Below are 22,373 nucleotides of genomic sequence, written 5' to 3' on the forward strand. Positions count from 1 at the left end.
TCAAAGGAGTGAAACCATGTGTCCCACCATGCCCGAGTGAGTGAACCGTTTTCCATGGTCATTTTTGGTGCGACTGGGGATTTGGCCAAGCGGAAATTGTTTCCTGCCCTCTTCAGTCTTTATATGAATAAGTTATTACCTCCGGCTTTCCGAATCATCGGTGTCGGACGCAGGCCGCGAACCCATGAACAATTTAGGGAAGCTGTCCGCAAATCAGTGGATGAATTCTCTCGCATTAAGGTGGCTGATGAGGCATCATGGCAACAATTTATTAAAAACTTCACTTATACGGTTGCCGATGTGACAAATCCTTCGGATTACGAGGGAATCAAGTCATTGATTGAAGGATTTGAAACAGAGCATGGGGTAGAGCCTTGTCGCTTGTTCTACCTGGCGATAGCCCCGGATCTGTTCGCTACGGTTTCCCACAATCTGAAAGCGATTGGCCTTGGCGATACACGTGGAGTCAAGCGATTGATCATCGAAAAGCCAATCGGCAATGACTTCCTCTCTGCCAAAGAGATTGATGAACAGATCAAACAGACATTTACAGAAAAAGAAATTTATCGGATTGACCATTATCTTGGTAAGGAAATGGTGCAAAACATCAATGTGATCCGTTTTGCCAACAACATTTTTGAACCACTTTGGAACCACCATCATATTGCTTGCGTCCAAATTACCGCCAGCGAAACGGTAGGTGTGGAAGAGCGCGCCGCTTATTACGACCGTGCAGGCGCTTTGCGGGATATGGTGCAAAACCATATGCTACAAATGCTGATGATGGTGTGCATGGAACCGCCAAGCCGCTTGAAAACGGAAGCGATTCACGACGAGAAGATCAAAGTATTGCGTTCGTTGCGCCGATACTCAGAAGAGGAAGTTGGTGCATATGTGGTGCGCGGGCAGTATCAAGCGGGTATCTTGAACGGCAAGGCCGTCCCGGCATACCGCGATGAGAAAAATGTGGATTCGGCATCTGAAACGGAAACCTTCGTGGCGGCCAAGCTGTATGTGGACAACCTGCGCTGGGCGGGAGTTCCTTTCTATATCCGTACCGGCAAGCGGATGGGCGCGAAGGCAACTGAGATTGTGATACAATTCAAAGAGATGCCTAAGAACTTGTATTTCAATAAGAATAACGATCTGGGCCCCAACTTGCTTGTCATCACCATCAATCCTGATGAAGGCATCCATATGGTGTTGAATGCGAAGAAGCCCGGCTCTGACAATCAGATTATGCCGATTGCGATGGAGTTCTGTAACAATTGTGAGCAAGGCACACCGGAAGCATATGAGTCCTTGATCCACGATGCGATCGTCGGTGACCAAACCTTTTTCACACATTGGGAAGAAGTGGCCTTGGCCTGGGAATTCATCGATCCGATTCGTCGGGCGTGGGACCGGAACCTGCACAAGCTCGACTTTTATGAAAGCGGCACTTGGGGGCCGGCGTCAGCCCATGCATTGCTGGCGGAAGAAGGGCACCACTGGTGGTCGGTCACCAAGGAACGGCAGCACCGCGTTGTTAGAGCAACGGAAGTGATTACTACATAGAAGCAGGGAGAGAACAAACCATGAAAATGTATGATGTGTCCATGACGATCACGGAAGGGATGCAAGTATACAAAAATAAAGAGTCCAAGCAACCCCGCATCTCGGTTGTACAGGACTTTGACACTGCGCCATGCCGCGAATCGCGGGTAGATATGGATGTCCATTGCGGAACCCATGTTGATTCGCCATTGCACATGTTGCCTGATGGTGGCACGATGGAAAGCATTCCGTTGGAACGGTTGGTGGGGCCCTGCCAAGTGCTTGACCTGACGGACGTCACAGGGGGGATCACCCGCGCTGATCTGGAAAAGTTCGACATTCGCCAGGGTGGGTTTTACCTGCTCAAAACCAAAAACTCTTTCCAGGAAGCTTTTGACTTTGATTTTGTTTTTCTGGCTGAAGACGGCGCCGAATATCTCGCCAGTAAGGGGATTAGCGGAGTAGGGATCGATGCGTTGGGTATCGAACGCGCGCAAGCCGGTCACCCCACGCATAAGACTCTCTTCCGTGCAGATGTCGTTATCATGGAAGGACTGCGTCTAAAAGAAGTGCCAGAAGGTGAGTATTTCATGGTGGCAGCGCCTATCAAATTGCTCACCACGGAAGCTGCGCCGGCGCGTGTCATCTTGTTTGAGGGCTTAACGGTTTGATTTTAGCCGAGAGCGACTTCTATTGGTGTGAATAGAAGTCGTTCTTTTGTTTGACAATAATAAATCCGAGATATATGATAGAAATTATTAACTATGAAATGGTAAGCGGTTGGAATCAATTTGGGGTGGGATGAATGGAGATATTGCGAGCAATACGATGGGAAAGTTTGTTTGATGTCGAATTGGCTATCAAAGCGGCGCCACAACTGTTGATTGGACTTATGGATACGATTTGGATTAGCTTATTGACGATGGCGATTGGGCTCGTCTTGGGATTGTTGACCGCGATGGCGCGCATGTCGAACAATCCGCTGTTCCGTTATCCGGCGCGGGCTTATATTTCGCTCATCCGTGGTACCCCGCTTCTGGTGCAGATTTTCATCTTGTATTTCGGCCTGCCGGTGATCGGGATTACCTTGACGCCGCTCTTGGCCGGGATCATCGGTTTGTCGTTCAATGTAGGGGCGTACTCAGCCGAAACGATCCGTGGTTCCATTCTTTCCATTCCGAAAGGGCAATGGGAAGCGGCAGCGTCACTCAATATGACATATTGGCAGACGATGCGGCGTGTGATTATCCCGCAGGCGACCAGAGTTGCCCTGCCTTCCCTGGCCAACACATTTATGAGTTTGGTCAAAGATACGTCCCTGTTGGCGATGATCACGGTGCAAGAGATGTTTTATCAAGCGAAAGTGATCGGTGCGCGGGAATGGGATTACATGACGGTCTTCATCATGATCGCGTTGTTTTATTGGGTGGTGTGCACCTTGTTAAGTTTTGCCCAAGATAAGCTGGAAGAACGTTATGGGCGCTATGCTTCGTAGGAAGGGGGAAAGTCGGATGATTCGGGTCAAAGGATTGCAAAAGGCGTTTAAGCAAAATCAAGTGCTTAAGGGCATTGATTTGGAAGTGGCGCCGGGAGAAGTGATCTGTGTGATCGGGCCGAGCGGGTCCGGTAAATCCACTTTCCTGCGCTGTTTAAATATGCTGGAACACCCTGATGCCGGGGAGATCGAATTGGACGGAGATGTGTTGCAGTTCACCGGAAAAGACGTGCCTGTGAAGCAAATGCGGAAGTTGCGGGCCAAAACAGGGATGGTGTTTCAAAGCTTTAACCTCTTTCCTCACATGACCGCACTGGAAAATGTGATGGAAGGGCCGCTGGTGGTTAAAGGGCATCCCAAAGAGCAAGTAAAGCGGTCTGCGGAAGCTTTGCTGGCGAAGGTAGGCTTGTCGGACAAAAAAGATTTGTTTCCGGGCCAATTGTCCGGTGGCCAACAACAACGGGTGGCGATTGCCCGCGCTTTGGCTATGGAACCAAGCGTACTCTTATTTGATGAACCGACATCCGCGCTAGATCCAGAGCTGGTCGGGGAAGTATTGAAAACGATGCAGGAATTGGCACAAGAAGGTCAAACGATGGTGATTGTCACCCATGAGATGGCTTTTGCGCGCGATGTAGCCGACCGCATTGTGTTTATGGATGGAGGGGTCGTGGTTGAGTCTGGCCCGCCTGAGCAGGTGTTCGCGCATCCCGCCGAAGAGCGTACCCGGCGTTTTTTAAGCAAGTTTCTCGTCAAACAATGATTAGAAGTAGCAGCGAACCGTTCGCCAAGTGGCGGGCGGTTTTTTGCGCTTTGCGGCCACTTGCGAGCGGTGCTCGTGGTTTCCTCTTTTTTGTCGTTTATGTTAACATATGTGTTAAGGGTGATTGTAAAGTTTGGCTAAGCAGTTGAATAGGATAAAATACAGGAGGATATCCTGACTGATGAGATTTAATGAATACGGCTTATTGGAACCAGGCGATTATCCACTTACTTTTGAGCAACTAAGAGAATCGATCCTTGTCAAAGGGGAAGAAAATTCCCTGCTTCCTTGGGATGGATACTGGCGAAGCCGTTTGGTCGAAAATCTGGAGATTTGTGTGAAGCAGCTGTGGGCCTGTGGGGTGGAGGAAATTTATATCGACGGTTCTTTCTGTACTGATAAATATCAGCCTAACGATATTGATGGCTACTTTATCCCCCCTGATCCCCAGGCGGTGTTTAACGGAAAGTTAATTGAGCAATTGAACCGCCTCGATCCCCACAAATGCTGGGGATGGGATCGTAATCGCTTTGATGCATACGGTAATCTGCAATTGGAGATGTGGCACCGCTACCGGGTGGAATTGTACCCTCACTGCAAGGGAGTGTACTCCGGGGTTAAAAACGGCCTAGGGCAGAACATGAAATTTGATGAGTTTTTTCGCCGGGACCGCGATTTTAACATGGTCAAGGGGATCGTGAAGTTGATGAAAGGATGATTGCGATGATTAAGACGGAGCAGGAGTATAAGCGTTGCATGACGCAAGTTGCGCAACAGGAACAGCTCTTGGCGGAGCAAAGGGCCGAACTGGAAAAGATGGGATTGACAAAAGAGCAAATCGAACGGGGATTGGCGCCGGCGCGGTTCTTTGGAGAACGATTAAAGCGGGAAATCCATGAGTATGAAAGCTATAAGTCTGGTCAGTTCGATATGCGCTGCACATTGGATAATATCGGCCGCCAATTGATCGCTTTTCGCATCTACAAAGGGATCTCACAGGCGGAACTGGCCAAGCGGTTGGGCGTTTCCCCGCCACAAGTGTCCCGCGATGAGCGTAATGAGTACGGTGGCGCTAGCATGGAGAAAATCAAACAGGTGTTGAAGGCGCTGGAAATGGAAGTGTGGATTGTGCCGAGTGATTTGGAACAGGTGTCGGGTTAACGGCCCCACGAATGGTCATAATGGGTTGAATGAGCTAGGACAAGGGAAAGGCAAGTGGCACGTGGGGCAAGCGTGTCGCTTCTTTTTTTGTTTAAGAAAATGTTTGGGTTTCAGCGTAAAACAGGCCGGCGTTGATGCAATTTAGCTCTGCGCGGGGAGCGTATTGCCACACGATTTCCTCGCGGCGCTGTTTTTTGTCTCGCTCTGCTTCTTCAGATAACGAGTCTGGATAAAACGAATCCAATTGGGCCAATTCCGCTTCACACCGTTCTTGTGCTTGCTCGGCCCAGCTCAGGTCTTCGTTTTGAATCTGTTCATGGACATAATACTCCAATTCACCGACCGCTTCATTCAGAGAAAGCCGCGGCGGCAATAGATGGCGGTGGGCGGGTAGTCTGCTTTGCCACTCATAGGACTGGGCTTGTTGGTAAAAGTCAGGGGTGATTTCCCCACTGATCAGATTGATGCCCAGCGACAGCAAGCGGTCTTTTTTTTGGTCGCAGATGTAAGAAAGTTTGTAATTGACCCCCAACCACGGGGTATACGCCTTGGTTTGGGAGGCGAAAGCTTCTTTGCCTTTGGGCACTTGATACAAACGGGCAAAACGTCCGTGTTTTTGGGCGGAGCGCAACATTTGCGAAAATCGGGGTGCGCCGAAAAAGAGGGTTTCTCCTTTCAACCCTGGCGGTTGATTTGCTGGATCAAACACCAGGTTAAGTGTGACAGGTTGCGGTTCGATGTTCATCTTTTCTACATACATCCAATAAAACGGGCGGTTTAGCAAATCTTTGTCTGCTTGAATCGAGAGCCGGGTGGTGATATGCGCTGGCCCAGACTCGATGATATGGCATCCTTGCAATCGTAGATACCGTTCGGTAAACGACCTAATTTGTTGTTGGTTCATAGCGCAACAATTCCTCTTTCGCTTCGTTTTCGATGGTGACGGCATGGCGCACCTGATGGAATGTGTCACCCCAGCGATCCAGGTGTTGCCGAATTTGTGCTTCATCGTGCGTTTCCAGCATGATGCGCATGAGGTTGTGTTCCAAAGATTCGTCTTCCATCTTTTCCAAAATGGTTTCCAGCTCGCCGATGACTGTTTCAAATAATTGGATTTTCTCTTGTAGCAACCAAATGATATGTTCTTCGATGGTGTTGAGGGTGGAAAAGTTGTAGATAGAGACATCATGCTGCTGGCCCAACCGGTGAATGCGCCCGATCCGTTGTTCGACACGCATAGGGTTCCAAGGCATGTCAAAATTGATCATGTGGTGGCAGAATTGGAGATTGATCCCTTCCCCGCCAGCCTCTGTCGCAACCATCACCTGGGCTCGTTTTTGGAAAAGCTCCATCATCCAATCTTTTTTGTTCCGATTGAAACCGCCGCGAAAGGGTACCGCTGGAATCCCCGCTTGGGTCAGCTCGCGCAACAACATGTCTTGGGTTGCCCGGAATTCGGTGAAGAGAATCACTTTTTCGGGCGACAATTCCTTGATGAGGCGAAGCGCTTGCTCCACTTTGGAAGAGGAGCGAACACTCCGCAACAACTGGATCAAATGCGCTACTTCGGGCGAAACTTCCTCTTTTTGTTCTTCTGCTTTTTTGACCAATTTGAATAACGTGTGGAAGACTGCATCACGGCTGGAACAAACCTCTTTCTGCAACACCAAGAGCGACAGCATGCTTTTCAGATCGGTGCCTTCTCGGTATTTGGAACGTACGAATTGGGTGATGCCGTCGTATAGAGCCCGTTCTTCCGGCGACAACTCAATGGTGATTGTTTTCACCTTCCGCTTCGTCAGATTCAAGTGACTGTCGCGACGCCGGTTGCGGATCAACACCCGGCTGATTTCTTCCCGTAATTGGGCTTCGTTCTTCGCTTTTCGCTTGCCCGCTACATAATCGCTCTGAAAATCGGTCTGTTTTCCGAGTTGTCCCGGCTTTAGCAAAGTGACCAGATTATACAATTCGGCCATTTCATTCTGCACCGGTGTCGCTGTGAGCAGGAGACAGTATTTTTTTCGCAATTCATTGATGAACTGCCAGTTTTTCGTGCGTCTGTTTTTCAGCTTATGAGCTTCGTCGACGATGACGATGTCATAATGTTTGCTGAGGACGCAGGAGCGGTGCGGGTCCCGTTTGGCAGTATCCAAGGAAGCGACGATAAAATCGTATTGATCCCACATCCATCCCTTTTTTTGTGCGACCGCCGGAATTTGAAATTTTTGATTCAGTTCGCGTGTCCACTGTAGCACAAGCGAAGAGGGGACGAGGATCAGCGCACGCTTCACCAAGCCGCGGATGATGTATTCTTTTAGAATTAAGCCCGCTTCGATCGTTTTACCCAGGCCGACTTCATCAGCCAGGATGGCCCGGCCGCGCATCTCATTGATAACGCGTTTGGTTACATCAATTTGATGCGGAAGTGGATCAAACCCTTGAATTTGTTTCAAACTTTGGATAGATTCAAACGTAGGGACAATTTCTGCTTCGGCTGCTTCGACAGCGAGCTGGAAGCGTTCCCAATCAGCCCAGTCGCTGTCACGGTCGACTCTTGTTTGAAATTCGTCCACCCAAGTACGATCCATGCGAATTGGGAGAGATTTCATTGTAAATCTACCCACCTTTCTTCGGCCATGAGTTCCCATTACAGTATGGGTTAAAATGAGGAAAATCATGTGTCTGGAGAAAAAACGAACTTTTTTGGTCGAAGGTATCGAAATTCATCGGGAAATGTGGCACAATGTGGTTGTGACAAGTTCATATTGTTCGGCGGTTGAATGCGGGAGGAGAGACCATGCCATTGGTATGGCGCCGAAGGAGCAAGCCAGTCACAGGTGAATCTCTCAGGCAAAAGGAGGCCCGCTGGACGCCACTCTGGAGAGAGCCCGTATTATCAAGGGCCACCAACGGGGCAACTCCATCCGACGGAATGGAGCAACTCTCAGGTAATCAGGACAGAGCAATCCCGATGTAGCTTCATCAAGGGACGTTTCTGTCTTTTTTATATTTGTTGAAGAACGCGAGGTGGAACAGATGTCTGAGTTGAAACGAACGCCGCTTTATGAGACGTACTGCACCGAGGCAAAAATGGTTCCTTTTGGCGGATGGGAAATGCCGGTGCAATTTGTCGGCATCAAGCAAGAACATGAGGCGGTTAGAACGAAAGCGGGTCTGTTTGATGTGTCCCATATGGGTGAAGTGCGGATCAGCGGTTCGGGCGCGCTCTCCTTTATCCAAAAGATAACCACCAATGACGCCAGTCGGTTGCAAATCGGGGATGCGCAATACGCGATCATGTGCTATCCCGATGGAGGTACAGTTGATGACTTGCTTGTTTACCGCACCGGAGAAAATGAGTATCTGCTTGTCATCAACGCATCCAACATCGAGAAAGATGTCGCTTGGATGAAAAAGCACCAAACAGACGAAGTTAAGATCGAGAACATTTCGGATGACATCGCACAACTCGCTTTACAAGGTCCGTTGGCGGAGAGCGTACTGCAAACACTGACGGAGACCGATTTGTCGGAAATCAAATTTTTTAAATTCAAGCAAAATGTGAATGTCGCTGGCGTTCCCACGTTGGTTTCCCGGACAGGCTATACGGGGGAAGATGGGTTTGAGCTGTATTTCGCACGTGCCGAAGCGCCCAAGCTGTGGCGGGAGATTCTCGCAGCTGGCAAGGAGCAGGGAGTATTGCCGTGCGGTTTGGGAGCTCGGGATACCCTCCGCTTTGAAGCGCGCCTCCCTTTGTACGGCCAGGAATTGTCGCCGGAAATTTCACCGCTTGAAGCAGGTCTGGGATTTGCTGTCAAGTTGGACAAAGGCGACTTCATTGGCCGCGATGCGTTGGCAAAACAAAAAGAATCGGGACTTGCCCGCAAGCTGGTCGGCATCGAAATGATCGACCGCGGCATTCCGCGCAGCCACTATCCGGTCTACGCAGGCGATGAACGGATCGGTGAAGTGACCACCGGAACGCAATCTCCCACTTTGAAGAAGAATGTTGGTTTGGCTCTTCTGAAGACAGAGTTCACTGACTTGGATCAAGTGGTCGAAGTGGAGATTCGCGGTAAACGCTTAAAAGCGCGCGTGGTGAAAGTGCCTTTCTATAAACGGCCGAAGTAAGCGCCGTACAGCTGAAGATGGTAGGGGGAGAACTGAAGATGAAATTTCGCTATTTGCCGCAGACGGAGCAAGATCGAAAGCAAATGCTGGAAATGATTGGCGTAGACTCTGTTGATGAATTGTTTGCCGAAATCCCTGAAAGCGTGCGTTTTAAAGGGAAAATGAACCTGCCGGCGCCGATGAGCGAGCCAACATTGGTGAAGCACATGAATCGTATGGCTGGACGCAACACTTCAATGGATCAGGCCGTTTCGTTCTTGGGGGCAGGTGTGTATGAACATCACATCCCAAGCGTGGTCGGGCATGTTGTATCGCGCTCGGAATTTTACACCGCGTACACCCCGTATCAACCAGAAATCAGCCAAGGGGAATTGCAAGCCATTTTTGAGTTTCAAACCATGATCTGCGAATTGACAGGCATGGATGTGGCGAACTCGTCCATGTACGATGGCCATACGGCGCTCTCGGAAGCAGCGAGCATGGCAGCTGCCACCTCCCGCAAACGGAAAATCGTCATCTCGCAAACCGTCCATCCCGAGGCGAGGCAAATCCTGTTGACCAGCGCCAAGGGCTTGGGACTGCAAGTGGTCGAAGTGCCGCATCAAGATGGCGTAACGGACTTGGCTGCGCTCTCCGCTGAGGCGGATGAAGAGACGGCGGCGGTGATTGTGCAATCACCCAACTTCTTCGGGAATATTGAAGATTTGGCGCAAGTGGAGCGCATCGCCCACGCTCACAAAGGCCTGTTTATCGTCAGCGCTAATCCTTTGTCGCTCGGCCTGTTGAAGCCGCCGGGGCAATACGGCGCCGACATTGTGGTTGGCGATGCTCAACCATTGGGGATTGCACCGTCCTTCGGTGGACCGCACTGCGGCTATTTTGCGACGACCAAAGCGCTGATGCGCCGCATTCCGGGCCGGATCGTCGGACAGACGGTCGATGAAAACGGCAAGCGCGGGTTTGTACTCACTTTGCAAGCGCGTGAACAACACATCCGCCGCGACAAAGCGACATCAAACATCTGCTCCAACCAAGCGCTGTTGGCCCTGGCAGCATCGGTTTACATGTCAGCGTTGGGAAAACAAGGGATGCAAGACGTGGCGCGCCTCAATCTGCAAAAAGCACATTATGCCAAAGAGCGACTCAGCCAGGTTGAAGGGATTGAGATCGCATTCAGCCAGCCGTTTTTCAACGAGTTTGTGGTCAAATTGCCTCATCCCGTAAGTGAAGTAAATCGCAAGCTGTTGGAACAGGGCATCATCGGCGGCTATGATCTGGGACGTGATTATCCGGAGCTGGCCAACCATATGCTGATTGCGGTGACGGAAGTACGGACGAAAGAAGAAATTGACATGTTGGCGAATGGTTTGGAGGGTCTGCTGTGATGAAAACAACCGAAGAAAAAGCACTCATTTTTGAAATGAGCCAGCCAGGACGTGTAGCATACAGCTTACCAGAATCGGATGTACCAGATGGGGATTTTTTGCCGCCGGAACTGATGCGGGAAACTCCGGCTGAATTGCCCGAGGTATCCGAATTGGACTTGATGCGCCATTACACGGAGTTGTCCCGTCGCAACCATGGGGTAGACAATGGATTTTACCCATTGGGTTCCTGCACGATGAAATACAATCCCAAAGTGAATGAAGATGTGGCCCGTTTCCCTGGGTTTGCCAAGATTCATCCGTATCAAGCGGAAGAGACGGTGCAAGGGGCACTGGAATTGTTGTACGAATTGCAACGGGATTTGGCCGAAATCACAGGTATGGATGCGGTGACGTTGCAATCCGCGGCGGGTGCCCAAGGCGAATGGACCGGGTTGATGATGATTCGTGCATATCATGAATCCCGCGGGGAGTCTAAGCGCGATAAAGTCATTGTGCCTGATTCGGCGCATGGAACGAACCCGGCGAGTGCGACGGTGGCAGGCTTTAAAACCATCACCATCCCCTCCAATGAGAAAGGCTTGGTGGATGTAGAGGAATTGAAAAAGGTGTTGGGTGACGATACGGCGGCGTTAATGCTGACCAACCCAAATACCTTGGGCTTGTTTGAAGAAGAGATCAATGTGATCGCCGACTTGGTTCACGAAGCGGGCGGACTGCTGTACTACGATGGAGCCAACGCCAATGCTATTTTGGGAATCGCCCGTCCGGGAGACATGGGGTTTGACGTCGTTCACTTAAATCTGCATAAAACGTTTACCACCCCGCACGGCGGAGGCGGCCCAGGAGCTGGACCGGTTGGCGTGAAAAAAGAGCTGTTGCCGTTTTTGCCGAAGCCGATGGTGGCCAAGGCTGAGGATGGTAGCTACTACTTCGATTATGACCTGCCACAATCAATTGGCCGTATCAAAGGGTATTACGGAAACTTTGGCATCTTGGTTCGCGCGTATGCGTACATTCGCACCATGGGGCCTGAGGGATTGCGGCAGGTGTCCGAAAACGCTGTGATGAACGCCAATTACATGATGCGACGGTTGGAGCCGTATTATGATCTGCCGTTCAAGCAGCATTGCAAGCATGAGTTTGTATTGTCGGGCAAAAGACAGAAGAAGTTGGGCGTTCGGACGCTGGATATCGCCAAACGCTTGCTTGACTTTGGATTCCACCCGCCAACTATCTACTTCCCGCTGATTGTGGAGGAGTGTCTGATGATCGAGCCGACTGAGACGGAATCCAAAGAAACGCTGGATCGTTTTATCGACACCATGATCCAAATCGCGAAAGAAGCGGAAGAAAAGCCAGAATTGGTTCAGGAGGCGCCGCACCATACGGTGGTGAATCGTTTGGACGAAGTGACTGCGGCCCGCAAACCGGTGTTGCGTTGGTACAAGCAAGATTAAAAATGTAAATGGTTTAAAAGCGGATGGGCAAGGGTTCTCATCCGCTTTTTTTATTGGCGTTAATAAAATTAATAAAAATATATCCATATTTAAAAATGGGATAGGCTTAGTATGATAGGCGCCTGCGTTAAATTGGTATAAGAAAAATAGCGTGATTTATGTTATTAACTCCATTTAATCCTACCTTTTTTCTTGGGTTTAAGCAGGAAGAAGAGTAGGTTTTTTTAGGGAGGATATATGAAATTTTATACCATTGCGGTTATGAATGTTGTACAATTACAAAAGAAAATGTGGGAAAGGGAGAAACCCATGAAGCAGGGCAGGGGAAAATGGTGGCAACTCTTTCTTTCTTTTTGCAAAGTCAGCCCCGTCACTTTTGGCGGGGGATTTGCTGTGTTGCCGTTGATTGAAAAAGAGATCCTTCACAGACGCCAGTGGATGGATGAGCGGGAGTTTGGAGAAGCGACTGCCATTGCCCAGTCGATCCCGGGGGCCATTGCGGTGAATGTGGCCATGGTGATCGGCTATCGGCTGGCAGGCATGGTGGGGGTGTTGTGCGCGACGGTGGGCATTGTGTTGCCTGCGTTTGCGATTGTGTTGTTGATGTGTTTCGGGTTTTATCACATTCATACTTGGAATTGGGTAAATGGCGCATTGGAAGGCGTGAAAGCCGCCATTGTCGCCTTGATCGTCTACGCGGCGATTCGTATGGGCAAATCGGCACTTTGTGACAAGTGGACTTGGGTTATCATGGGTGGAGCGGTCGGTGGATTGCTCTTTTTACATGTTCATCCCTTGCTTGTGATGGTGGCAGGGGCCCTGGCTGGGATGGGTTTTGCCAGTGGAAAACGAGTGTTGGCGGCACTTAGGCAGAGTGAAAGTGAGTAATGGGAAGGGGGATATGGGCATGCTCATCGAGTTGTTCGTCACTTTTTTTAAGATCGGCATATTTTCGTTTGGCGGGGGATACGCCATGATTCCAGTAATTGAACATGAAGTGGGGCTTCATGGTTGGATGGGTACCGGGGATTTTTCAGAGATGATCGTGTTGGCAGGGATGGCACCTGGTTCTCTGGCGATGAACAGCGCGGTGTTTGTCGGCTATCATGTGGGAGGAGTGCTTGGTGCGATCGTTGCCTTGTTAGGCATGGTGTTGCCCTCGTTGATTTTGGTGATGTTGGTTACAGCGTTAATCTTTCGTATGCACAAACACCCGTTGTACAAGTCGGCATTGTATGGATTAAAGCCCATCATCATCGGCCTGATCGTGTATGCGGCGATTCGCTTTGCGGATGGCAGCCTGTTCGTCGGACCATGGGACGGGCATACCATAAGCTTGATTGTGATCAGCCTGTGCGCGCTTTTGGCCTTGATGCGGTTTAAACTCCATCCGGTCATGGTGATGGCTCTGTCTGGTATGGTGGGCGTTTTTCTATATCAATGATTCACTCTTCACTTATAAATAGTGAAGAGTGAGGCTGCTGACAAACTGCCTTGAAAGGCAGGGTCAGCAGCCTTTTTTGTCGAATCAATAAAAAACACTCTATAAGGAGTTTTTTCTATGTTTAGAACAAATCCGAGTAAAGAACATCAACCAGAACTAGTTAACATAGAAGAATTAGTTCCACGAGATCACTTGTTACGGAAAATTAATGAAACGATCGACTTCTCCTTCATTGCTGAGAAATGTAAAGAATTATACTGCCAAGATAATGGGCGTCCATGTCTTGACCCAATTATGTTATTTAAAATGCTACTCATTGGATATTTGTTCGGCATTCGTTCCGAACGCCGACTCATTGAGGAGATTAAAGTTAACATCGCTTACCGTTGGTTTGTAGGGTTATCTCTAACCGACCCAGTCCCACATGCATCTACTTTCAGTCAAAACCGTCGAAGACGGTTCCAAAGCTCCACTATTTATCAGGAAATATTTGATGAAATTGTCATTCAGGCGATCCAACATGGATTTATTCAAGGAAAAGAGCTTTTTAGTGACTCCACTTTTCTTAAAGCCAATGCCAATAAAGGAAAGTTCAAAAAACAATTAGTTAAAGTTACTCCCAAAGGATATATGGATGATTTAGAACAAGCAATTGAGCAAGATCGAGAAGAGCACGGAAAGAAGCCTTTAAAAAAAAAGCCCATAAAGGTTGAAACGAAAGAAATTCGTGTAAGTACGACCGATCCAGATAGTGGTTATATGGTTCGAGATGGAAAACCCGAAGGCTTTTTCTATCTCGATCATCGTACTGTCGATGGTTTACATAACTTCATTACAGATGTATTTGTTACACCAGGAAATGTCCATGATTCAGTTCCTTATTTAGAAAGGTTAAATCGTCAGAAAAGCCGCTTCGGCTTTTCGGTGAAAGCTGTTGCTCTGGATTCTGGTTATTTAACTATGCCTATTTGTCGTGAATTGAGAGGACAAGGAATCTTTACGGTTATTGCACATCGGAGTTTTCGACCAGATAAAGACCTCTTTCCGAAATGGAGATTTAAGTATATTCCTGAGCAAGATGTATATCTTTGTCCAGCAAAGCATCAACTTACATATCGAACGACCAACCGTGAAGGATACAGACAGTACAAATCCAATCCCGAGATTTGTAAGCAATGTCCTTTTCTTAAGAATTGCACAAAGTCAAAGAACCACACAAAAATCCTAACACGTCATGTATGGGAAGATGCAAAAGAGTGGGTTAGACAAAATCGCTTGAGCCCACGTGGAAAAACTTTATATAAGCGTCGAAAAGAAACGATTGAACGTAGCTTCGCTGACGCGAAGGAACTTCATGGTCTTCGATACGCACGCTACAGGGGGCTTGCAAAAATTCAAGAGCAATGCCTCCTAACTGCTGTGGCTCAAAACATAAAAAAGTTGGCTATGCTGCTTTCGAGAGCAGGTAAGGGAGGTGGTTTTAAGTTTATATGGGTTGATATTCATCCATTAATTGTTTATATCCCTTTTATATACAAAAACCCTGCGATCAACAAAGTTGATTCGCAGGGTTTGTCAACATTCTCACTCTTCACTTATAAATAGTGAAGAGTTTTTTTAATTAAATGATGTTAGCGAATACATTTTATTATAAAATAATGAATGAGTATTCAATCAATATAAAAGGAGCGTGTCGATATGAAAGGGAAAACAGCGATTGTCACAGGTGGCAGCAATGGAATGGGCAAAGCGATTGCCGCTCGTCTGTGTCAAGAAGGTGCGAACGTCGTTATCACCGCGCGCAATGAAGAGCGCTTGGAGGCGGCACGCCAAGAAATGGAAACGTTTTCAGGGCAAGTGTTGGCGGTTCCGATGGATGTACGGGAGTTGGATCAAGTAGAGGCCACAGTGCAAAAGGCAAAAGAAGTATTTGGTCGGGTGGATTACTTAGTCAACAATGCGGCGGGCAACTTTGTGGTTCCGGCAGAGAAATTGTCTCCCAATGGTTGGAAAGCAGTCGTCGACATTGTCCTTCATGGTACGTGGTTTTTCACGCAAACGGTGGCAAAAGATTGGATCGCCAATGGGCAAGCGGGCTCCATTGTCAATATAGTAGCTACTTACGCTTGGACCGGAGCAGCCGGAGTTGTTCACTCCGCCGCGGCCAAAGCGGGGGTATTGGCGATGAGCCAGTCGCTCGCAGTGGAATGGGGAAGCAAAGGGATTCGCATCAATTGCATCGCTCCCGGACCGATTGAAAACACAGGCGGTGTAGAGAAATTGATCGCCGATGAGCGTGCGTATGAGGCTGTCAGACGTGCGGTGCCGTTGCAACGATTCGGGAAGCCCGAAGAGATTGCTGCACTGGCCAAGTTCTTGTTGTCGGACGAAGCTAGTTATATCAACGGGGACTGCATTACCATGGATGGCGGCATGTGGATGAATGGAAGTCGTTTTTTATAAGACATGGATGGCTGTGTGGGTGAAAGTGCTCCAAACGTCATATTGATCGCGAAGTGGTGACCGACATTAAACTTAGCTTAGACCGCGATACAGGTCATGCCAATATTTTGCATGACCTGTTTTATCTAAAGATTTATGTAATAATTTTAAATATTATGAGATTATAAGTGAGAAGCCGCGCCTGCTGAGAGATGACGCTGTATAAGGGTGGTTGAGATGTTTGAAATGGGAGACCTCTATTTCAAATGTAAATAAAACGATTGCAAACACATGCTCCACATCAATAATTCGGGATTGATTTCTCACGGCTTTTTATCGTATATTGCTTGTTATCGGATCAGTGCTTGAGAGAGAGGTCGAAGCAAACATGAGTGAGCCATTTCGCATCAAAAAGGTCCTCAATAATAATGTCGTTATCGCGGTGCATCCAGCGTTGCGGGAAGTGGTCTTGATTGGCAAGGGCATCGGGTTCCAAAAAAAAGTGGGCGAACTGATCCAAGAGGAAACCGTGGAAAAATGTTTTGTTCTGCAAGACAAAAAAGAGCAAGAACAATACAAACAGCTGTTATCGCAAGTGGATGAGCGCTTAGTTGAGGTGATGAATGATGTGGTTCTTCATATTCATAAGCGTTTTCAGACACCCCTAAATGAACATATTCATACGGCGCTGATGGATCATATCGGTTTTGCTATCAAGCGGTTGGAGCAAGGGATTGCGTTCACCAATCCGTTTTTGGTTGAAACCCGCGCGCTGTACGAACGGGAATATGAAGTGGCGGAAGAGATTGTCGACATGATCGAAATGAAGATGGGAATTCGTTTGCCAGAAGCGGAAGCGGGCTTCATCGCCATGCACATTCACAGCGCTTTGACCCGCAGACGCCTGTCGGAGATCCACCAGTATTCACGCCTGATCCTCCGGCTTATCCGCATGGTGGAAACGGCACTGAACAAAGAAGTGGATCGCAAAAGCATCTCCTACTTGCGCTTGGTTACCCATCTGCGCTTTGCCATCGAGCGCACAGTGGCAGAGGAAGATATTACCGAACCGGAAGGGTTCACAGAATTGTTGCGTTCTCAATATCCGATGTGTTATGATATAGCATGGAAGCTGTCAAAAGTGATGGAGAGGGAATTGAAGAAAGCGGTTCCCTTGGCAGAAGTGAGTTACTTGACATTACATTTGCAGCGAATTATCAGCAACTGAATAAGGGCTGTTTCAATCCCCGTCCCAATAAAAAGGGTGCGAAACAGCTTTGTGGCTCTTGTTTTCACGTGTTACTGATTCGATCAGGCATGAGTGAAAAAAGGCTGGATGATCAGCGTGGCCAAAGGGATTTGTCCCCTTTTGCAAGCGCTCCCATCTGTCTTTTTTTGCTCATGCCTTATTTATTTTTTGACGGGTTGGGCAAAACAAGAAATGATTGCGTGGAGCGAAAAGTTCTCACGGATTTGCACTTATTCATGTTTTGACAAACCATGATAGGAGGAGACGTCTAAGATGTTTAAAAAACTTTTTGGCATCCTGCAACGCGTCGGTAAGTCGCTGATGCTGCCGGTAGCCATTTTGCCGGCAGCCGGTTTGCTGCTCGCGATCGGGAATAAATTGCAGATTGGGATTTTGGAAAACGCCGGGGGTATTGTATTTTCCAACCTGGCTTTAATCTTCGCGATCGGGGTGGCGATCGGTCTGTCCAATGGCGAAGGAACCGCTGGTTTGGCAGCCGTTGTCGGTTATCTCATCATGAATACAACCTTGGGTGAGATGGCTAAGCTCAACGGAGTGGAAACGGTAGATGTGTTGGGGATACCGAGCTTGCATATGGGGGTTTTCGGCGGGGTAATTATCGGGATTGTGGCGTCATTGCTATATAACCGATTCCATGATATCGAATTGCCGCAGTACCTCGGCTTTTTCGGCGGCAAGCGTTTTGTGCCGATCATCACGGCAGTGGCCGCCTTCCTGATGGGCTTGTTGTTCTTTTTTGTCTGGCCTCCGATCCAAACGCAGATCGACAAGCTGTCCCATATTGTGACGGCGCAAAATACTGCAGTGGCCGCGTTTATCTTTGGTGTGATCGAACGGGGATTGATTCCTTTTGGTCTGCATCACATTTTCTACAATCCGTTCTGGTATGAATTTGGTACCTGGACCAATGCGGCGGGTGAGATTATCAAGGGCGACCAAACGCGTTTCTTCCAAGGTGACCCGACAGCGGGTACATTTATGTCTGGTAAATTCCCGTTTATGATGTTCGGCTTGCCAGCGGCGGCTTTGGCTATTTACCATACAGCTCGCCCTGAGAAAAAGAAGCTGGTCGGCGGTATCATGGCATCTGCGGCTCTGACTTCGTTTTTGACGGGGATTACCGAACCGCTTGAGTTTTCCTTCTTGTTTGTAGCTCCGGTTTTGTATGCAGTTCACTGCATATTCGCAGGTCTGTCGTTTATGTTGATGGATGTGCTGGGCGTGAAAGCGGGAATGACTTTCTCCGGCGGAATCATCGACTTGATCATGTTCTGGGACATCGATACCAAACCATATCTCATCATTCCAGTCGGTTTGGCGTTTGCAGTCATTTATTACTTTGGCTTCCGGTTTGCCATCAAGAAGTGGAACCTGCGTACACCGGGTCGGGAAGATGATGAGCTGGAACACACCAACGAAACGGCGGCAACGGGCGATTTGGCTGAAAATGTGTTGAAAGCACTGGGTGGTAAAGAAAACCTCTCCAACCTGGATGCCTGCATCACCCGCTTGCGCATTTCGGTTAATGATGTGAAAAAAGTGGACAAGGAACAGTTGAAACAATTGGGAGCATCGGGTGTGCTGGAAATGGATAACCATTTGCAAATCATCTTTGGTCCTAAATCAGATATCATTAAAGAACAAATGAAGCAATTGATGATGGGTAAGAAACCGACCTCCGCGCCTGTTGAAACGAGCGAGCCGGCGAAAACAGAGGCTACAACGGTAGAGCAAGGCGAGTTTGCAGCTCCGATGACCGGGAAGCTGTTGCCGCTCAGCGAAGTGCCGGATCAAGTATTTTCTCAAAAAATGATGGGCGACGGCTTTGCGATTGAACCGACAGAGGGAACAGTGGTTTCCCCGGTGGACGGCGAGATTGTCAACTTGTTCCCAACCAAACACGCTATCGGCATTCGCGCCCTTGATGGCCGGGAAGTGCTGATTCATGTGGGGATTGACACAGTGAACTTGGAAGGAAAAGGATTTACCTCCTTTATTGCTGAAGGGGACAAAGTGGAGAAAGGACAAAAACTGCTGGAAGTGGACTTGGCTTACATCAAGGAACACGCTACCTCGATCATCACACCAGTCATCTTTACCAATTTGCCGGAAGGAGCTGGCGTGAAGCTGAATAAGGACGAGTGCAAAAGCGGAGACGAAAAGATCCTTGCGATTGAGTAGGTGGCATGGCGCCCCATAAGGAAAACGTGTTGACGGGGCCGGTGACAACGGCTTAATTCAAACGTTGTCGCTGGCCCTTTTTTATTAGCTGTAGCGTATGGTTTTGCTTAAAAAATTAGCAATCATCAGTTAATATGGAGTTGACAGGGTTGGTTTGTCATAAGGCGCACCTTTTCCACACGACATGTCATGTCATTACATCCTGCGAGGAGGAGTTTGGATGGCGAGATCGGCAAGTGGATGGTTATCCTTGGCTCTGGCTTTGGCGGTGGTATTTCAGACAGGATTTATGCCGGTGAATGATTCCACGGCGCCGACTGGGCAATTGGCGCGTATGACATTGGAAGAAAAAGTGGGACAAATGATCATGGCTGGTTTTTATGGAGAGAAACCGACGGAAGAGGCGCGCAAACTGATACAGCAAGGTCATGTGGGTTCGATGATATTGTTCTCTTATACCGGCAATGTGAAGGAACCTTTGCAAACAGCTCGGTTGACCAACAGCTTGCAAGCCATGGCGCAAAAGACACGTCTGGGCTTGCCGCTTCTGATCGCCACCGACCAAGAAGGGGGAGTGGTCGCCCGGCTGACGACTGGAGCGACGGAGTTGCCGGGCAATATGGCACTGGGAGCTACCCGCATCCCGTCACTGGCTCGACAGGCCGCTGAAATCACAGCCAAGGAATTGAAAGCGATTGGCATCCAGATGAATTTGGCGCCCAATGTGGATGTGAATGTGAATCCGGCCAATCCGGTGATTGGTGTCCGTTCCTACGGCGAGGATCCAAAGCTGGTGGCTGAGTTGGGAGCGGAGCAAATCAAGGGCTTACAGAAAAATGGCGTCATTGCAACCGCAAAACATTTCCCGGGTCATGGGGATACCCATGTAGACTCGCATTTGGGCTTGCCGGTGATTGATAAAAGTCGGCAGGAGTTGGAACAAGTGGAGTTGGTGCCGTTTAAACGCGCGATCGCTGCGGGAGTGGATGCGATCATGACGGCCCATATCCATGTGCCCGCCCTCGATCCAACCCCCGATCTGCCGGCGACATTGTCTGAGCCCATTCTCACGGGGCTTCTGCGTAACAAGCTGGGGTATGACGGCTTGATCATCACCGACAGTATGGCGATGGCGGGGGTGGCTGGATATTTTGGCGGGGTGTCTCAAGCGGCGATAAAAGCGGTACAGGCCGGGGCGGATATCATTTTACTTACACCGGAGTTGGATACGGAAGAGCAGCTGGATGTGCACAAGGCGATTGTGCAAGCGGTGAAACGGGGAGAATTGAGCGAAAAGCGGATCAACCAGTCGGTGTTGCGCATTTTGCGGGCAAAATGGAAAGTCGGTGTTTTCACTGATCGCTATGTTCCGTTGCATCAAGTGTCCAAAAAGGTGGGCATTCGCAAGCATCACTCGCGTGCCTTGGCAATGGCCCAGCAAGCAATTACCCTGGTTAAAAATGATGACAATCTGTTGCCGCTTCACTTGGATAAAGGGCAAAAAGTGGGAATTATCAGCCCTTACTCGCTACTTGAGTATGTTCAAAAGTATCACGCAGAGGCCGAAGAGTTGTACCTCAACCAGGTCAACCCCAGTGATGACATGATTCAAGCAGCGGTGGCCATGGCCAGGGATAAGGATGTGCTGTTGGTCGGGACCTACAGTGCCAACTTGTATCCGCAGCAAGCAAAATTGGTTCAAGCATTACAAGCACTGCAAAAACCACTCATCGTGGTCGGTCTCCGCAATCCTTATGACATCAAAGAATTTCCAGAAGTGAATGCATATCTGAACGCTTACGGATTCCGCAAGGTTTCCTTGCAAGCGGCGGTAGATACGGTATTTGGAGCAAATCAACCCCAAGGGAAATTGCCTGTTACCATCCCAGACTTGTATCCATACGGCCATGGTTTGTCTTATTCTCATTCAGCACAAGTATGGCCGCAGACCAAGTGAAAGGAAGAACCTTCGCCACGAAGCGACCCATTGCCAGGCTGCAGCCTATTAAGGCTGTAGCCCGGTTTATGCCATGGTATAGTAGAGAAGTTAAACATGACCGAGAAAGGGGAGTGCGCGGATGAAGGTATTGGTAACCGGTGGAACAGGGTTTTTGGGGCGTAATCTCGTCCATTGCCTGGTGGAGGCGGGATTGGAGGTGACTGTGTTACACAGGCGAACCTCTTCTCTGGATGGTTTGCCACCGGGAATATCCTTTGTGGAAGGGGATATCACTTGCCAGGAAAGCATTCGGGGCGTATGTGACGGCATGGACTGGGTTTTTCACGTGGCAGGAGAAGTGGCATGGGGAAAGTGGCACAAACAGTCGATGTACCAGATCAATGTGGAAGGGGCCGCAAATATCGCCAATGAAGCGTTGAGAAGTGGCGTGAAGCGATTTATCCATACGAGTTCGGCTGCGGCGGTGGGATTGGCGGAGCGAGATGCCATCGATGAATCGTTTGACTTTAATGGTGCAGAGTTGCAAGTGGAATACGCGATTGCCAAACGAGCCGGCGAGGACAAAGTGTTGGCTCTTGTTCAGCAGGGTTTGCCGGCGGTAGTAGTTAATCCGACAGTCATCGTGGGGGTGCGGGCAGATACGGGCGGGTTTGTGGAATCCGTGTTGCAACGCAAACTTTTTGTCGCCCCGCCAGGTGGCATCAATGTGTGTAATGTTGCGGATGTGGCGCGTGGACACTTGGCTGCGGCGGAAAAAGGGCGCATTGGCGAGCGATACATATTGGGGGGAACCAACGTATCCTTGCACGCTTTTCTGCAACAGCTGGCCGATTATGGACAAACGGGTTTGACCATTCGCCGTGTTCCGCAAAGCTGGGCGAAAGCAGCAGCCATATTGGGAGAGCTCGGGGCGATGGTTACCGGAAAAGATCCGGCCTTTGCATGGGATTTGGCCAAATTGTGTGGACGCAATGTCTATTATTCCTCTGCCAAAGCAGAGCGGGAGTTGGGCTACACCATCACTCCTTTGGCGGAAACGGTTCAGGCATGTGTGGACTGGGTAAAGACGAGCCACCGTGCAGGAGGCAATCGGCCTGCTGTGTGATAGAATACAATTAAATGAAAAGAAGTAATGCTTATTGAGA

Annotated in this window: 19 protein-coding genes and 1 riboswitch; of the genes, 17 read left to right on the plus strand and 2 right to left on the minus strand. The window is 49.2% G+C overall.

Going from position 1 to position 22,373, the window contains the following annotated elements; genetic code table 11:
• The first annotated feature begins 18 nt into the window (after positions 1–18).
• The 6 genes from zwf (at position 19) to NYR52_RS06315 (ending at position 4,955) form a co-directional block, all read left to right on the plus strand.
• On the plus strand, positions 19–1,557 hold the full coding sequence (gene zwf, locus NYR52_RS06290) for a glucose-6-phosphate dehydrogenase (RefSeq protein WP_310795335.1): 1,539 nt from the start codon (positions 19–21) through the stop codon (positions 1,555–1,557).
• A gap of 20 nt (positions 1,558–1,577) precedes the next feature.
• The gene (locus NYR52_RS06295; protein WP_132220073.1) at positions 1,578–2,207 is read left to right on the plus strand and encodes a cyclase family protein; all 630 of its coding nucleotides are present in this window, start codon (positions 1,578–1,580) and stop codon (positions 2,205–2,207) included.
• Between the two features lie 134 nt (positions 2,208–2,341).
• Complete coding sequence (locus NYR52_RS06300; protein ID WP_211341886.1) at positions 2,342–3,031, plus strand: amino acid ABC transporter permease; 690 nt, start codon at positions 2,342–2,344, stop codon at positions 3,029–3,031.
• Between the two features lie 16 nt (positions 3,032–3,047).
• Positions 3,048–3,794 carry an amino acid ABC transporter ATP-binding protein gene (locus NYR52_RS06305; RefSeq protein ID WP_259436521.1) on the plus strand — a complete coding sequence of 249 codons (747 nt, stop codon included), beginning with the start codon at positions 3,048–3,050 and terminating at the stop codon, positions 3,792–3,794.
• 181 nt (positions 3,795–3,975) lie between these two features.
• On the plus strand, positions 3,976–4,512 hold the full coding sequence (locus NYR52_RS06310; RefSeq protein WP_259436522.1) for a DUF6932 family protein: 537 nt from the start codon (positions 3,976–3,978) through the stop codon (positions 4,510–4,512).
• 5 nt (positions 4,513–4,517) lie between these two features.
• Positions 4,518–4,955 carry a helix-turn-helix domain-containing protein gene (locus NYR52_RS06315; RefSeq protein WP_022736122.1) on the plus strand — a complete coding sequence of 146 codons (438 nt, stop codon included), beginning with the start codon at positions 4,518–4,520 and terminating at the stop codon, positions 4,953–4,955.
• Between the two features lie 91 nt (positions 4,956–5,046).
• On the opposite strand, the gene NYR52_RS06320 is transcribed toward NYR52_RS06315, so the two are convergent.
• Both NYR52_RS06320 and NYR52_RS06325 read right to left on the minus strand, forming a co-directional pair.
• Entirely contained in the window at positions 5,047–5,859 is an 813-nt protein-coding gene (locus NYR52_RS06320; protein ID WP_259436523.1) for a YqhG family protein, read from the minus strand.
• Complete coding sequence (locus NYR52_RS06325; protein ID WP_259436524.1) at positions 5,840–7,564, minus strand: DEAD/DEAH box helicase; 1,725 nt, start codon at positions 7,562–7,564, stop codon at positions 5,840–5,842. The genes NYR52_RS06320 and NYR52_RS06325 overlap by 20 nt, the downstream gene beginning before the upstream one ends.
• 167 nt (positions 7,565–7,731) lie before the next feature.
• Positions 7,732–7,827, plus strand: a riboswitch (glycine riboswitch).
• 164 nt (positions 7,828–7,991) lie between these two features.
• On the opposite strand from NYR52_RS06325, the gene gcvT reads away from it, so the two are divergent.
• The 11 genes from gcvT to NYR52_RS06380 all read left to right on the plus strand — a co-directional run bounded on the left by gcvT (position 7,992) and on the right by NYR52_RS06380 (position 22,333).
• Positions 7,992–9,086 carry a glycine cleavage system aminomethyltransferase GcvT gene (gcvT, locus tag NYR52_RS06330; protein WP_259436525.1) on the plus strand — a complete coding sequence of 365 codons (1,095 nt, stop codon included), beginning with the start codon at positions 7,992–7,994 and terminating at the stop codon, positions 9,084–9,086.
• A gap of 38 nt (positions 9,087–9,124) precedes the next feature.
• The gene (gcvPA, locus tag NYR52_RS06335; RefSeq protein WP_259436526.1) at positions 9,125–10,471 is read left to right on the plus strand and encodes an aminomethyl-transferring glycine dehydrogenase subunit GcvPA; all 1,347 of its coding nucleotides are present in this window, start codon (positions 9,125–9,127) and stop codon (positions 10,469–10,471) included.
• Positions 10,471–11,931 (plus strand): aminomethyl-transferring glycine dehydrogenase subunit GcvPB, encoded by a 1,461-nt coding sequence (gcvPB, locus tag NYR52_RS06340; RefSeq protein ID WP_259436731.1) that lies wholly within the window; start codon positions 10,471–10,473, stop codon positions 11,929–11,931. The genes gcvPA and gcvPB overlap by 1 nt, the downstream gene beginning before the upstream one ends.
• A gap of 237 nt (positions 11,932–12,168) precedes the next feature.
• Entirely contained in the window at positions 12,169–12,819 is a 651-nt protein-coding gene (locus NYR52_RS06345; RefSeq protein ID WP_259436527.1) for a chromate transporter, read from the plus strand.
• Between the two features lie 19 nt (positions 12,820–12,838).
• Positions 12,839–13,375: a chromate transporter gene (locus NYR52_RS06350; protein ID WP_132220083.1), complete on the plus strand. Its 537-nt coding sequence runs from the start codon at positions 12,839–12,841 to the stop codon at positions 13,373–13,375.
• Between the two features lie 117 nt (positions 13,376–13,492).
• Positions 13,493–14,980 (plus strand): IS1182 family transposase, encoded by a 1,488-nt coding sequence (locus NYR52_RS06355; protein WP_375163182.1) that lies wholly within the window; start codon positions 13,493–13,495, stop codon positions 14,978–14,980.
• 93 nt (positions 14,981–15,073) lie between these two features.
• Positions 15,074–15,838 (plus strand): 2,4-dienoyl-CoA reductase, encoded by a 765-nt coding sequence (gene fadH / locus NYR52_RS06360; protein WP_132220084.1) that lies wholly within the window; start codon positions 15,074–15,076, stop codon positions 15,836–15,838.
• A gap of 367 nt (positions 15,839–16,205) precedes the next feature.
• Positions 16,206–17,045 carry a glucose PTS transporter transcription antiterminator GlcT gene (gene glcT, locus NYR52_RS06365; RefSeq protein WP_029071785.1) on the plus strand — a complete coding sequence of 280 codons (840 nt, stop codon included), beginning with the start codon at positions 16,206–16,208 and terminating at the stop codon, positions 17,043–17,045.
• A 294-nt stretch (positions 17,046–17,339) separates the two neighbouring features.
• Complete coding sequence (gene ptsG / locus NYR52_RS06370; protein WP_259436528.1) at positions 17,340–19,268, plus strand: glucose-specific PTS transporter subunit IIBC; 1,929 nt, start codon at positions 17,340–17,342, stop codon at positions 19,266–19,268.
• 220 nt (positions 19,269–19,488) lie between these two features.
• Entirely contained in the window at positions 19,489–21,225 is a 1,737-nt protein-coding gene (gene nagZ / locus NYR52_RS06375; RefSeq protein WP_259436529.1) for a beta-N-acetylhexosaminidase, read from the plus strand.
• A 121-nt stretch (positions 21,226–21,346) separates the two neighbouring features.
• Positions 21,347–22,333: an NAD-dependent epimerase/dehydratase family protein gene (locus NYR52_RS06380; protein ID WP_132220087.1), complete on the plus strand. Its 987-nt coding sequence runs from the start codon at positions 21,347–21,349 to the stop codon at positions 22,331–22,333.
• Positions 22,334–22,373: the final 40 nt, after the last annotated feature.

The sequence above is a fragment of the Laceyella sacchari genome (genome assembly GCF_024927925.1).
GTDB lineage: Bacteria > Bacillota > Bacilli > Thermoactinomycetales > Thermoactinomycetaceae > Laceyella > Laceyella sacchari.

Coding starts and splice junctions, on each gene's coding strand:
- NYR52_RS06295 (WP_132220073.1), top strand. CDS start 1,578: ATGAAAATGTATGATGTGTCCATGACGATCACGGAAGGGATGCAAGTA.
- NYR52_RS06300 (WP_211341886.1), top strand. CDS start 2,342: ATGGAGATATTGCGAGCAATACGATGGGAAAGTTTGTTTGATGTCGAA.
- NYR52_RS06305 (WP_259436521.1), top strand. CDS start 3,048: ATGATTCGGGTCAAAGGATTGCAAAAGGCGTTTAAGCAAAATCAAGTG.
- NYR52_RS06310 (WP_259436522.1), top strand. CDS start 3,976: ATGAGATTTAATGAATACGGCTTATTGGAACCAGGCGATTATCCACTT.
- NYR52_RS06315 (WP_022736122.1), top strand. CDS start 4,518: ATGATTAAGACGGAGCAGGAGTATAAGCGTTGCATGACGCAAGTTGCG.
- NYR52_RS06320 (WP_259436523.1), bottom strand. CDS start 5,859: ATGAACCAACAACAAATTAGGTCGTTTACCGAACGGTATCTACGATTG.
- NYR52_RS06325 (WP_259436524.1), bottom strand. CDS start 7,564: ATGAAATCTCTCCCAATTCGCATGGATCGTACTTGGGTGGACGAATTT.
- gcvT (WP_259436525.1), top strand. CDS start 7,992: ATGTCTGAGTTGAAACGAACGCCGCTTTATGAGACGTACTGCACCGAG.
- gcvPA (WP_259436526.1), top strand. CDS start 9,125: ATGAAATTTCGCTATTTGCCGCAGACGGAGCAAGATCGAAAGCAAATG.
- gcvPB (WP_259436731.1), top strand. CDS start 10,471: ATGAAAACAACCGAAGAAAAAGCACTCATTTTTGAAATGAGCCAGCCA.
- NYR52_RS06345 (WP_259436527.1), top strand. CDS start 12,169: ATGAAATTTTATACCATTGCGGTTATGAATGTTGTACAATTACAAAAG.
- NYR52_RS06350 (WP_132220083.1), top strand. CDS start 12,839: ATGCTCATCGAGTTGTTCGTCACTTTTTTTAAGATCGGCATATTTTCG.
- NYR52_RS06355 (WP_375163182.1), top strand. CDS start 13,493: ATGTTTAGAACAAATCCGAGTAAAGAACATCAACCAGAACTAGTTAAC.
- fadH (WP_132220084.1), top strand. CDS start 15,074: ATGAAAGGGAAAACAGCGATTGTCACAGGTGGCAGCAATGGAATGGGC.
- glcT (WP_029071785.1), top strand. CDS start 16,206: ATGAGTGAGCCATTTCGCATCAAAAAGGTCCTCAATAATAATGTCGTT.
- ptsG (WP_259436528.1), top strand. CDS start 17,340: ATGTTTAAAAAACTTTTTGGCATCCTGCAACGCGTCGGTAAGTCGCTG.
- nagZ (WP_259436529.1), top strand. CDS start 19,489: ATGGCGAGATCGGCAAGTGGATGGTTATCCTTGGCTCTGGCTTTGGCG.
- NYR52_RS06380 (WP_132220087.1), top strand. CDS start 21,347: ATGAAGGTATTGGTAACCGGTGGAACAGGGTTTTTGGGGCGTAATCTC.